Below are 11873 nucleotides of genomic sequence, written 5' to 3'. Positions count from 1 at the left end.
TCAGCGGTTGATCGACTGGATCTCCTCGACCGTGACGTCCTGCACCGCCTCGATCTTGCCGTCGGGCATGCCAAGGGGAGCGTTCTGGCCCGTGCCCGTCCAGGTGATCTCCCAGGTGAGGGAGGCCTTGAGGGGGAACGTGGCGCCCGCGGACGAGCGGCCGTAGACGATGCCGCAGGGCGGCGTCTCCTTGGCCTTGCCCTGCGCATAGGGCTCGCCGATCCTGCCGTCGACGATGGGGCACTGGCCGTCCGCGGGGAGCGTGGTCGCGTCCTCGGTGCCGGGGTCGAGAGTGAGCGCCTTGGGCTTGGCGGTCGTCGTCGCCTCGAGGTTGAAGCCGGGGATGTTGATGGCCGCCGTCGCCTTGACCTCGTCGAAGGCCGCCTTGTCGAGCCAGGCCCACGTCGGCAGCTTCACCTTGGTATTGCCGTCGGGCGCCAGGGTGACCTTCGTCTTCGGCAGCTCCATGTGCTGGTAGGCGAGCGCCGCGAGGATCTCCGGATCGATGGCTTCCTCGTGCTGGGGCGGCGGGGCCTCGCCGTTCTTGACCCAGAAGGGGATGTCGCTGCACGAGCTCCGCTTGAGATCGTCCGGCTCGTTTGGGTTCTCGTAGGCGGCCCAGAACATCCCCTCGCCGTCCTTGTCGACGTTGTAGTCCTTGTAGCCGGGGGTGTCCGTCCAGCCGTAGTCGTCCTCGTAATGCCGTTGGAGCTCATTGATCGCCGCGCCCGCGTGCCCGGCCATTCCGGGTGCGCTCGCCGCCTCCTTGAGCTCCTTGGACATCTTCTTCTTGAATTGCTTGGCGCCGTACTTCGGGGCGTACCAGCAGGGCGGGGGCGTCCAGTTGACGTCGGAGGACGCGACGTTGCCGCTGCCGCCGCCCTTGGTGACAGCTCCGGTGTACTGGACCTTCGCGGCGGCGTAGATGCCGTCGCCGGATTTGTCGCTGCCGCCCTTTCCCTCCGCGTCTCCGCCCTTGCCGTAATCCACTGGTTCCGCGGCCGCGTTGGGCGCAGCAAGGACCAGGGCGCCGACGGCAAGGGCCAGAGCGGTGGCGCCGGTGGCGAGAGACGTACGACGTGATCTGTTCACCGGCACTTTTCTGCCCCCGTCTCGACGAACACCTTGGACGCCTGCCACAGGCCCTTACCTGTGGGGTACTTCACCATCACGATCTTGTAGTAGCCGAAGTCCTTGGCGCTGGGCTTGGACTTCAGGACCTTCCCCGTCTTGATCTCTTTGCCGTAGAACTTCCCGGTGTCCGCACAGAAGGCGACCTCGACGGAATTGCCGTTGGGGGCGGACCGTGTGGTGGCCTGGTAGTGACGACGGGTCCCTGTGGCCGTCCAGCCGCCCTTGATCCACTCGTTGATCTGCACCTTTGCGTAGTGAAGGCCGTCACCGGTTCCGTAGGCGGTCACGGCGGCGTCCTTAGTCGACCGCTTGTCGACGCCCCGGTAAATGGCGCGCATGAAGTTCGCGGCATCATTCATCGCCGCCGCCTCCCCCTTGTCCTTCGGCGTGTCCCAGTCGAAGACCAGGTTCATGCTCTTCGGCAGCGATACGTCCACGCCGTCCGGCTCGTCCTCAGCCGGGGCGCCCGACGGCTTCGCCGACTTGTCCGGCTTCGACGAGCCGCCGTCGGCACCGGCGATCTTGTCCTTGTCCTTGGCGTCGCCGTCGCTTCCGCCGCATGCCGTCAGGAGCAGGGCAGCGGTCGCGGCGAGCGCGGCGGTGACGGGCATGGTGCGGCGGTTCACGGTCGGCTCCCGGTGGGGCGAGGGGTGTCTCCAGCGTGCCGAAGTTAACCGTGAGGTTCTGGGTTCCGCCAGGGTCGAAAGCGGGGCAAGTCGCCTGATTCGAGCGGACTGTCACCGTGTCGTGACGCGGGGTCCACAAGGGGACGAGGGGCGTCCGTGGCGCAGCGATCTGCCTGCCGCTGCCTGCCCAACCCGCCGCCCGGTCGCCCCGATGATAGTTTCCTCTACAGCGATGTAGTAGCTGAAGGGGGAGCGTTGAGCGCGCACGCGAGCCCGGCGAGCGCTACTTCGCCGAGCTGGACCGCGGCCGCGGAGGCCGAGATGAGCATCTTCCGATGGAGTCACCCGTGAGCTGGCCGCATGTGGACTACGACACCGATCTGTGGATGCAGATCCCGAACTCCTGGGCGGGCACCCCGTGGAAGGGACCCAAGGAGTGGGGCCGCGATCTGGCCGGGGCGGCGTGGGACGACAGGGATCTGGAGCCGACCCGCAAGGACGTCAAGGTCCTGGCCGCGACGCTGCGCTCCTGCGCGGAGCGATTCCCGCTGAGCCACCCCGAGTTCGATGTCTACCTCCACCTGCCCGACCCGCGCCTGATGCCGCTCCCGGTGTACGTCGCCTCGATCGAGGCGGACGGCGACCGCGAGGAGAGCCTGCGGGCGCTGGTCACCACGGACGACCCGGGCCTCGTGGAGAAGCCGATCGTGGAGCGCTTCACCACCGAGTCGCTCGGCACGGGCCTGCGCTCCCTGCGCTACACGCAGTTGTCGGAGGCGGACGGCGCCACGCTCGTCGCGGGCGTGCGGTACGCCTGGCGCCACGAGGCGTCCGCCTGCGACGTCCTGGTCATCGTGGCCGCCCCCGACCCGCGACGGGTGCTCGGAGCCATGGACGACCTCGACGACTTCGTACGACGGATCGGCATGCCGGGTCCTTCGTGAGCCCCGGCGGACGACATGGCTGGGCTCCCGGCGCTCAGGGCGCCCAGACGCTCAGGGAACGGGCCAGGTTCTCCAGGTCCTCCGCCGCCCGCATGACGTGCGCGATGTCCTCGGAGGCCGTCCAGATGACCACGTCCGCGCCGTGCTCCTCGACCTGCCACGCGTAACGCACGCAGGCCAGCAGGTGCGGGGAGTCCTCCTGCGGGATGTAGCGGAACGTGGTCATGCCTTTGCCGAGGCTGTCGGACTTGAAGGGCTTGACGACCGGCGGCTCGACGGCGGCCGTGTCGTCCGCCTCGGTGAGGGCGCGGAGGGTCTTCTCACGGGGACCCGAGGCCGGGCCGATCGCCGCGCAGACGGGGAGCGGGACGTCGGCCGGGTGGTCGAGGTGGAGGAAGACCCAGTGGTCGGAGCCGGGCGGGGCGAGGGCCTCGGCGGTGCGCCACAGGGTGCCTGCGACGAAGTCGACGCCGTTGGGGCCGGGGTCGAGATCACTGTCCGTCCAGAGGTCCTCGGCGACCTCACGGGCCCAGGTTCCTATGTCGTCCCACTCGGGGAAGGGCGCCGCGCGTCCGGCGCGGGGCGGGACCATGACCCACGCGTCGTCGTCGACGTCCTCGATGTCGAGGATCGGCCAGAACAGTTCACTCATGCTCGACTCCAGCGGAAGTTCGCCATCACCGCGTCGAACCACTCGACGAGCGCTTCGGCCAGCTCGTCCCGCGGGTCCCCGCCGCCGACCGTCGAGAACGCGGCGACGAACCAGCGGTTCGGGTCGCCCGGCACGGACAGGATGTACTCGACGCGCCGCGAGCCGAGCTCGGCGCCCTTGGCCGGAGCGGCCTCGGCGACGTGCTCGCGCCGCACCGCCAGCGCCCCGTCGATGTCGCCCGAGCTCAGATCGGCGTCCTCCACACCGTCCCGCGCCAGCAACTGCACGGCCACCTCGCTCGGTTCGGCCGGGGGCTGCTCCTCCCCGGGGCGCCGCGGAAGGAGCGATTCGGAGACCAGGATCGAGGCCCCGAGGTTGAAGTCGCCCATGGGCTTCACCGGCAGGTAGAGGTCCAGGCCCTTGCCCTTCTGGGCCTCGGCGACGGACGCGCGGAAGCGGCGCTCCAGCTCGCGCTTGTACGGGCCGATGCGGTCCCGCGGGGCGTCGGCGGGGATGCGGGCGTAGGCCTCGTCCAGGATGCGCCGGACGGCGTCCTCCGTGCCGTGGCGCAACGGGACCTGGGCCCATTCGGCGGGCAGGAGCATGCGGTAGCCGGTGGGCGGCAGCTCCACGGCGGAGTCGGCAGGGTCGGCGGGGCCGCCGGGCTCGGGAGAGCCTGCCGACAGGGGCTGGTCAGACAGCACTTGGTCGTTCCTTGCGGTTGAGGTGCCACATCCCGGCGAAACCGGCGAGGGACGCGGCGACGGCGATCCAGAGCACCAGGACGTCCTGGCCGATGGCGAAGGCCAGTGCGTAGCAGAAGTAGAAGGCGAGCGCGATCCTCAGGAACGAGCGCTCGTCCGCCAGCTTCCGCCAGTCCGCCGGGCGGCGCGCCAGCCAGATCAGCAGGCCCGGGGTGAGCGAGCACAGCGCCCACTCCCAGGTCGGCGACGGCAGCAGCTCCTCGTCGAAGAAGTCCTTGGTCGCGGGGGTGGCGAACATGCGGAGCAGGGCCAGCACGAAGATCCACCGGAAGGCGGCGACACCGATGGTCAGACGCCGGTCGCGTCGCTCGCCCCGGTCCTGCTGACCCCGCTCGGTCTCCCGGGTCACCATCGCGACGTCCCCGGCACCGGCGTGGTCATCCGGTCCTTCATCCGGCTGTACTCGCCGCCCGAGACCGAGTCGCCGCTCTTGTCGGCGGCGTCGAGCCCGGTGCCGACCGCCCAGGACCCGCGGAGGGCGTCCTTCTGGCGCGCGGCCTCGCGGGCGTTGTCCGCCAGCTTGGTGTTGTCCGGGTAGGTGTCACGCCACTTGTTGATGTCCTTCACCTGCTTGCCGAGCTGGGCGTCACCGAGAGCACCGGCCTTTTCCTGCGCGGTGATCTGGGGCATCTCGGCATCGCGCACCTCTTCGCCCGCCTTCTTGCCCGCCGTGCGGTTCTTCTGCTCCATCTTCAGGCGGCGCGCGCGGTTCCGCTGGCGGTCGCCGCCCGACCGGCCGGCCTTCTTCTTCTCGCCCTTGGCGGCGTTCTTGATGGCGTTCTTGCGGGTTGCCGCCGCGCTGGCCTCGGCGCCTTCCTTGGCCACTCCCGACGCCGCTTTGCGGGAGCTCTGCTGCAGCATCTTGATGGCCTTGGCGGCCTTCACGCCGTTGCGCGCCATTTTCAGCGCACCGATGTCCATGACGACGTCGAACCAGGATCCGTTGCCTGTCGCCGCTTGTACCAAGTGGGCGACCGCGACGATGGCGGTCAGGACGAGGGCGATGACGCCGAGCGCGGGGAAGAACATGGCGGCGATGCCCACGATCGTGGCCGCCCAGCTCAGAATGTCGGCCCAGTCACCGATCCAGTCGGCGTCGGCGACCCAGGCCTTGAAGTCGTTCCACCAACTGTCTTCCATGTCGTCGTCGATGGACTTGCGGATCTTGCCCGCGTAATGGCTGGCGCGCTCGTCGTAGTCCCCGGCCGCGGAGTTCAGCCGCCCGCGGGCGTTCGACAGATCCTCCTTGGCCTTCTTCAGGGCGGGATCCTCGGAGTCGGAATCCTTGTCGCCCTTCTTGTCCTTCTCGTCGCCGTCCTTGGCCTTCTTGTCGGAGTCCGGCTTGTTCTCGTGGGCGTCGATGATGCGCTGGGCTTCTTTGGCGTCGCTGAGCGCCTTGTCGGCCCGCTTCTGGAACCCTTCGAGATCCTCGGCCCAGCCGGAAAGGTGGCCCTTCACCTCGCGGTAGCGGTCCTCCGCCTCGTCGAGCTTGCGGCCCAGGGCGCGGGAGTCCTCGCCGAGCTTCTCCGCGTACTGACCCTTGAGGTTGTCCGCGTCGGCCATCGCGTTGAGCGCCGCGGCCTGCGTGCGCAGGTACTCGGCGATCGTCTTCATGTGCTTGACCTGCTCGCGCACCGTCACCGGATCGCCCGGTACGGGGTCGCTCTCGCGCAGCGGTTGCCAGTCCTTGGGCCGTGCCATTTCCTAATCCCCCGAATAACCCGAATATCCTGAATAACTCGAACAAGCCAGAATGAATCTGAACGACCCCGAACGCCCTGAGTGGCGGCAACGCCCCAAGTGGCGGCAGCACTCCGAGCGGCGGCTACTTCTCCTTCTTCTTGCCCTTCTTCGACAACTGGTCCTCAAGCTTCTGGAACGCGTCCCGCGTGTTCTCGACCATCTTCCCGACCTCTTCGAGCGATTCGAGAAGGCGCTTGCGGTTCTTGTCCCAGTTGTCGACGAAATCACCCATCGCGTCCTTGATGTCGGACGCACCGACCGCGGTCTGGATGTCGCCCTTCCACTCACCGAGATTCTTGAACTCTTTCTCGATGGCGCTCAGTTGGCTGGCCGACTTGTTGAGCAGCTGGAAGTCGACGACCAGGTCCGATCCGGACATGTCTCCCCGTTCTTGCCGTGCTTGCCGTGCTTGCCGGATTCGTGCCCGATTCCGGCCCCGTTGGCGCAATCCCCACGCTACCTATTCGGCGCGCCGCTTTGCGCGGGGTACTACTTTGCCATGATCATCCCGCTTCGGCAGCGCCCGTTCTGTGGATGTCCTGGGGAAGTAGGGCGGGAAGCAGGGCGGGAAGCAGGGCGTGGAGTAAGGCTCTCTCGGCCCTCGCGGGATTCGGCCGCGCGGCCCCTCTCCCCTCGGGATTCGGCCGCGCCGCCCGCCGCTGACCGCGAGATTCAGCCGCGCCGCCCCCGCGAGAAGTCCCCGCGCGCCACCCGCCGCGCAAGCCCGTCCTCCGCGCCGTCACCGCCGCTGCCGCCGCGACCGATGAACGAGCCGTACCCGGTGGCCGCCCACACGCTCGTGGCCGCGTCCACCTCGAAGTAGGGGAGCGGGACTCCGCCGGGTCCGGCCTCCGACGTATCGGTGAGGACCTCCGGAGCGCGGCGTTCGCGGACCGCGCGGGCGCAGTCGGTGCAGGCGGCGACCCGCAGCTGGTCGCGGTGGCCCAGGGGGCGCCAGGTGATGGTGCGGGCGGCACGGCCGTGCAGGGGGTTGAAGAAGCAGAGGGGGAGCGGGTCCGGCGTACCGGCCAGGGCGTCGCGACCCTCCGTGACCAGGGCCAAGACCCCGGCCAGGTCGGGCAGCCCGCGCGCGGAGTCGAGGACGGTGCCCGCGGCGGCGTACGCGTCCAGGGCCCGCTGAAGACCGGGCGTCGTCTCGGTGTCGGCGGCCCGCGCGGCCTCGCCGAGTGCCAGCACCTCCGTCTCCGCGCGGCGGCGCAGCTCGGCCTCGTCGGCCGCGTGCGCCGCCGCGAACACCGCCTGGGGGAAGGCGAAGGGGGCCCGGGAGCGGGCGGCAGGGCCGGAAGGGGAGCGGCGGCGATGTCCGGAACGTAGGAGAAGGGCCGCGCCGGACAGCAGCGCTGCCGCCACGACGGCGGCGGTCACGAGCACCGGCCACACGGGGCGGCCGGAGTCCCCGGAACGACCGGAGCCGCTGTCGGCGCCCGTGCCGTCACCGGCGTGGTCGCTCAGATCGTCGTCCAGCTTCCTGTCCAGCTTCTTGGTCGCCTTCTTGTACTCCGCCTTTCCGTCGCCCCGCTCGATGAGGCGGATCGCCTCGGCGGTCAGTTCGCCGAGCCCGGCGTCGTCGAACTCGTCCATGAGGCCGACCGCGCCCACCGCATCCCTGGCCTGGTGCTTCTCGCCCGGCCACTCAAAGCCGCGGATGTCGTCGTTCCACTCCTCGGTGGTGATGAGGATGCCCTCCGCGTCCCGGTCGCCCAGGTGGTCGCGGACGACGGCCGCCAGGGTGCCGGGGTTGCCGCCGAAGGCGTCGCCCTTGGCGAGCGGGACGAGCGCGACCTTGATCGGGAGGCCTGTCTTCCGGATCTGCGCGGCCAGTTCCTTCTGGCGGGCGGGCGGTACGGCGGATTCGGCGTACGACGGATCGACGTACACCGGCGAGGTGCGCAGCGCGTCGGCGATCTTCTTGCCCGGGCTGGGAGCGGGGGCGGCGGACGCCGGGGCGGCGGCCGCGCCCAGTGGGCCGAGGAGGGCGAGTAGGGCGAGGAGAGGGAGGAGAGGGAGGAGAGGGAGAAGCGCGGACAGGGTGAGGGAGGCGGTGGGGGCGGCGGACGGCCGTGCCGCAACACGCTTCAGGTCACTGGACACCGGCGTACTCCCGTACCTTGCGAATGAGTTGGGGAACACCCTTACGGGCGGCGGGCAACGGCCCCGCAGCGTCCTCGTACAGAACACGGTCGCTGCTGCTGCCGCCGCTGTCCCGCCCGCGCCCCGGACCGGGCAGGGTGAGACGGAGCGTGTGGGCGCGGCCGGGATCCTCCGTCACGAGGGCGCGGCAGGCGGCGCAGACCGGGATGGTGCGACGCCTGCTGTCCTCGGGCGCGTACTGGGCGTCGCGCCAGGCGGTGGCCGGTCCGTGCAGCGGGTTCAACGCGCAGCTCGGCTTGTTGGTGTCGCCGGTGGCGAGGGTGGCGCGGCCCATGCGGGCGAGGGTGACGGCGGCAGCGAGGTCGGCGGGCGGCACGTCGTCGTCGACGCGCCCGTCGGGCCCCGCGGCGTCCTGCCCCGCCCCCGCCCGGTCGGCGAGCAGCGTGGCGGTGTCGATGCAGTCCCATACGCGGGTGCGCTGGGCGGAGGGAAGAGCGGCGTCCGGATCAAACTCCCGTATGAGCGCGGCTAGTTCGTCATGAGCGGTGTCTCGGAGGTAGGAAGCGGAGGGTTCGGTGGGTGCCTCGAAGGCGGGGCCCGCACCAGACGCCCCGCCCGCCGCGCCCCGCCCCGACGACCCACGCGCCGCCCCGCGCCGCATAACGCGCCGCACAACCCCGAGAACCCCCGCCACGCCCCCGAAGACCAGCAGCGCGCCGAACGCGCCGACCATCAGCCCCGGCCAGAAGTCCCCGCTGAACAGGCGGGGGAGCGCGCTCTCCTCGACGGGATCGGGAGCCGCGTCACCGTAGGAGGAGGTCTCGGGCGGGTCCGTGCGGGGCGCCTTGTCGAGGAACGTCATCAGCCGGTCGAGGCGCTCGCCGAGCCGGTGGTCGTCGGAACGGTCGTCTTCGTCGCCGTAACGGATCGCGTCGGGCACGTCGAAGGCGATGAGGTTCGCGTCGATGCGTACGTGGTACGTGATGATGTCGATCCCACCCGCCAGCGGGTCGGCGACGACGTACACGCCGGGCTTGTCGAGCCGGGCGTGCAGCGCGTCGGCGAACGCCGTGGCCTCGCCCGCGGACTCGTCCTCCGCCAACTGCGGAACGAGGGCGACGTACACACGCTCTCCCTCGAACTCGCCCACTCTCTTCCTCAGTTCGGCCATCCCCCGACCGCTGAGGACCCGCGGGCTCTCCGGATCGATGTAGACCGGATCGCGCCGCAGTCCGTCCGCGACGCGCTCGACGCGGGCCGTCATGTCGGTGCCGGTGGGCGGGGGAGCGGCACTCGACGTGGTCTGGTCGAAGAGGAGGGTGGCGGTGAGGGCGACGGTGCCCGCGAGGGCGGCGGCGACGGCGACGACGGTCCACCGGAAGCGGGCGGTAGCGGGCTGCGACCTTTTGAAAAGCAGCTGGGTGGGGGTGAGGTTGGGTGCGGGAGTGGGGTTCGGCGCGGCCCGACGACGCTGCCACCACCGACGTACATACGGAGAGAGCAACAGAACGATCAGCGGCAGGGCGGCAAGAGCGATGCCGGTCAGGAAGGACTGGTTCCGGCGGTCGGTGGGCCCGATGTGCAGCGGCTCGGGCTCCTTGTAGCCCTCGCCGTGGGGCCCGTGTCCTGCGTACTCGGCCCGAGCGTCCTCCGCATGCCGCGCCGCCTTCTTGCTCCCCTCCGCGACGACCTCGACGAACCGCTCGAAGCTGAGCAGCGGCCCGGCGTCGTAAGGGAGTTCGTACTGCTGCACCGTCCGCGCGTCGTCGGTCGGCACCCGCACGCCGAAGGCACTGGCGGCGGCGACGCCACCCTCGTCGACGAGCACATAGAGCCCGTCCCGCCCGAGCCGATCGTGCACGGCCCCGAGCAGCCCCTCATTCTCCTCCCCGATCCCCGCCCTCGGCAGCACGAGCACATAGGTCGGCACCCCGGTCCGCTCGGCGAGCTTCGCGAACTCGGGGGCGGTGGAGCGGGGCACGGCACGGGGGAGCTGATCGGTGACGTAGACGGGGTCGGCACGGAGGTGAGCTGCGAGGGCGGCGGCTCGGGTGGGCTCTTGCGGGGGTGGTTCGGGGGCGGCGGCCAGGGCGGGGGCGGCGGCGAAGAAGGGGAGGAGGAAGGCGGCGAAGAGTATGAGGCGGAGGCGGGGCCACCGCCCGAGGGGACGGCGGAAGGTACTGCGGCCCGCTCCGGACCCACGCCCCCTTTTGCAGTGGGGAGCCTCGCTTCCGTTGCGGCGATCCGCCTGACGGCCCGTCGCTTCCATGCGTCCCGTCCCCCTGGTGCGTTTGCTGGTTCGGCGCACTTTACTGTCGCGATGGACGGGGGACCATGGCAGCGGTCCGTGTCACCCGGCGGGAGAAGCGGTCCGTGTCACCCGGCGGGAGAGACGGGCCCGCACCGGCCCTGCGCAGGGCCTGCTCAGATGTCACCCTCCCGAAGCGCGCCGCGCCGCCCCCGCAGGGCGCGGATTCTCCGCGCGTCGGCCGCCCGGCATCGGCATGATGGCCCGATGCCCGATGAGATACCTGCTCCCGTGTCCGGCCCCCGCAGAACCGACCCCCCGTACGCCGCCGCCGACGAACGCACCTCACTCACCGGCTTCCTCCAGTACCAGCGCGAGACCCTCGCGATGAAGTGCGCCGGTCTGACCGCCGAGCAGCTCAAGGAGCGGGCTGTGCCGCCCTCGGACATGTCGCTGCTCGGCCTGGTCCGGCACCTCGCGGAGGTCGAGCGGAGCTGGTTCCGCAGCGTGCTGAACGGTGAGGCTTCGCAGGCCCACTGGACGGGCCGGGTCCCGGGTGAGCACGCCGACTTCGACGTGGCGGACGCGGACGCGGATGAGGCGTTCGAGATCTGGCACGCGGAGTGCGCCCGCTCCCGCGCCATCGTGGAGGCCCTGTCCTGCCCGGACTCCCTGGACGTCACCGTCGACTTCCGCGGCGACACGTACTCGCTGCGCTACATACTCACGCACATGATCGAGGAGTACGCCCGCCACAACGGGCACGCCGATCTGCTGAGGGAGCGGATCGACGGGACGACGGGGGAGTAGCCCCGTCCCCTCCGGCAGCACGCCCCCGTAGGCTGGCCGACCTGGGCCGACGGACCCAGGTACGACCGCAGACACCGCCCGGGGACGACCGAGAAAAACCGGGGGACGGAGAGGGTGCCAGCCATGGCCCGCTACACAGCACCGCAGACCATCGCCCGCGGCGGCTTCAGCATCAAGGTGCCGGAGACGTGGTGGGAGTTCGACGTGCGCCCGGAGTCGCGCGACGCCGCCATCCGGCAGATGATCAACGACCGCGTCCGGGCGCGCCCCGAGCTGGCCCCGCACCGGGAGACCTTCGAGGCGTTCCTGCGCAAGGCGTCGAAGGACGCGTGGCAGTCCGGCGCGCTGTACTGCGGCTGCATGGCGGAGAGCTTCGGCGGCGGTACGCCGGTGACGGGCTCGGTCACCGTCTCCCTGGTCGGCGCCCGCACCCCGGACGGCGACGTGCTCCCCACCGCCCCGGAGCGGATCGTCGCCCAGCTCGGCGTCCGCGAGGCCAAGCGGGAGGGCGACGCCTGGCGCAAGGTCACCACGGTCGACATCCCGGGCGTAGGCCCCGCGGCCCGGACGCACGGCATCGAGGACATCTCCGTACCCGGCGACGAGCGCACCATCCGCGTCGTCCTCATGCAGACCTTCATCCCGGTCCCCGGCCAGGAGGGCAAGGTCGCCCTGGTCTCCGGCAGCAGCCAGCTCCTGGAGCTCGCGGACTCCTTCTTCGACATCTTCGACGCGGTGACGTCCACGTTCCGCTTTGCGGAGTAGCGGCGACTGGAGAACTTCCCCTCGCTGACGAGCTGCTAGTAACTTCGCTCCAGCACACGAACGGTGAAGTGAAGC

The 11873-nt window shown here is 70.5% G+C and carries 12 protein-coding genes; 3 read left to right on the top strand and 9 right to left on the bottom strand.

Features of this window, described 5'->3' with window-relative positions; genetic code table 11:
- Together AC068B_RS35870 and AC068B_RS35865 are read right to left on the bottom strand one after the other, a co-directional pair.
- Positions 1–1092 (bottom strand): hypothetical protein, encoded by a 1092-nt coding sequence (locus AC068B_RS35870; RefSeq protein WP_478675690.1) that lies wholly within the window; start codon positions 1090–1092, stop codon positions 1–3.
- Positions 1089–1760 (bottom strand): hypothetical protein, encoded by a 672-nt coding sequence (locus tag AC068B_RS35865; protein WP_478675689.1) that lies wholly within the window; start codon positions 1758–1760, stop codon positions 1089–1091. The genes AC068B_RS35870 and AC068B_RS35865 overlap by 4 nt, the downstream gene beginning before the upstream one ends.
- A gap of 347 nt (positions 1761–2107) precedes the next feature.
- Here AC068B_RS35865 and AC068B_RS35860 point away from each other — a divergent pair, with 347 nt between their 5' ends.
- A complete protein-coding gene (locus tag AC068B_RS35860) occupies positions 2108–2704 on the top strand; it encodes a hypothetical protein (RefSeq protein WP_478675688.1) in 597 nt (198 codons plus the stop codon).
- Between the two features lie 34 nt (positions 2705–2738).
- Here AC068B_RS35860 and AC068B_RS35855 read toward each other — a convergent pair whose 3' ends face one another.
- The 7 genes from AC068B_RS35855 to AC068B_RS35825 form a co-directional block, all read right to left on the bottom strand.
- Positions 2739–3356: a hypothetical protein gene (locus AC068B_RS35855; protein WP_478675687.1), complete on the bottom strand. Its 618-nt coding sequence runs from the start codon at positions 3354–3356 to the stop codon at positions 2739–2741.
- Positions 3353–4060, bottom strand: coding sequence for a hypothetical protein (locus AC068B_RS35850; protein WP_478675686.1), 708 nt, complete (start codon positions 4058–4060; stop codon positions 3353–3355). Before AC068B_RS35850 ends, AC068B_RS35855 begins: the two co-directional genes overlap by 4 nt.
- Positions 4050–4472 (bottom strand): hypothetical protein, encoded by a 423-nt coding sequence (locus tag AC068B_RS35845; protein WP_478675685.1) that lies wholly within the window; start codon positions 4470–4472, stop codon positions 4050–4052. The genes AC068B_RS35850 and AC068B_RS35845 overlap by 11 nt, the downstream gene beginning before the upstream one ends.
- On the bottom strand, positions 4466–5821 hold the full coding sequence (locus AC068B_RS35840) for a putative T7SS-secreted protein (RefSeq protein WP_478675684.1): 1356 nt from the start codon (positions 5819–5821) through the stop codon (positions 4466–4468). The genes AC068B_RS35845 and AC068B_RS35840 overlap by 7 nt, the downstream gene beginning before the upstream one ends.
- 124 nt (positions 5822–5945) lie before the next feature.
- The gene (locus tag AC068B_RS35835) at positions 5946–6242 is read right to left on the bottom strand and encodes a hypothetical protein (RefSeq protein ID WP_478675683.1); all 297 of its coding nucleotides are present in this window, start codon (positions 6240–6242) and stop codon (positions 5946–5948) included.
- A gap of 293 nt (positions 6243–6535) precedes the next feature.
- Positions 6536–7912: a hypothetical protein gene (locus AC068B_RS35830; protein WP_478675774.1), complete on the bottom strand. Its 1377-nt coding sequence runs from the start codon at positions 7910–7912 to the stop codon at positions 6536–6538.
- A gap of 52 nt (positions 7913–7964) precedes the next feature.
- Complete coding sequence (locus AC068B_RS35825) at positions 7965–9956, bottom strand: hypothetical protein (RefSeq protein ID WP_478675682.1); 1992 nt, start codon at positions 9954–9956, stop codon at positions 7965–7967.
- Between the two features lie 534 nt (positions 9957–10490).
- Between AC068B_RS35825 and AC068B_RS35820 the strand changes: the two genes are divergently transcribed.
- Positions 10491–11033 carry a DinB family protein gene (locus AC068B_RS35820; protein WP_478675681.1) on the top strand — a complete coding sequence of 181 codons (543 nt, stop codon included), beginning with the start codon at positions 10491–10493 and terminating at the stop codon, positions 11031–11033.
- Between the two features lie 123 nt (positions 11034–11156).
- A complete protein-coding gene (locus AC068B_RS35815; protein WP_478675680.1) occupies positions 11157–11798 on the top strand; it encodes a hypothetical protein in 642 nt (213 codons plus the stop codon).
- The last annotated feature ends 75 nt before the right edge of the window (positions 11799–11873 follow it).

Source organism: Streptomyces sp. NPDC042371 (genome assembly GCF_056437465.1).
Note: the sequence above shows the minus strand (reverse complement) of the source record. Positions and strands in the feature narration are given on the sequence as shown.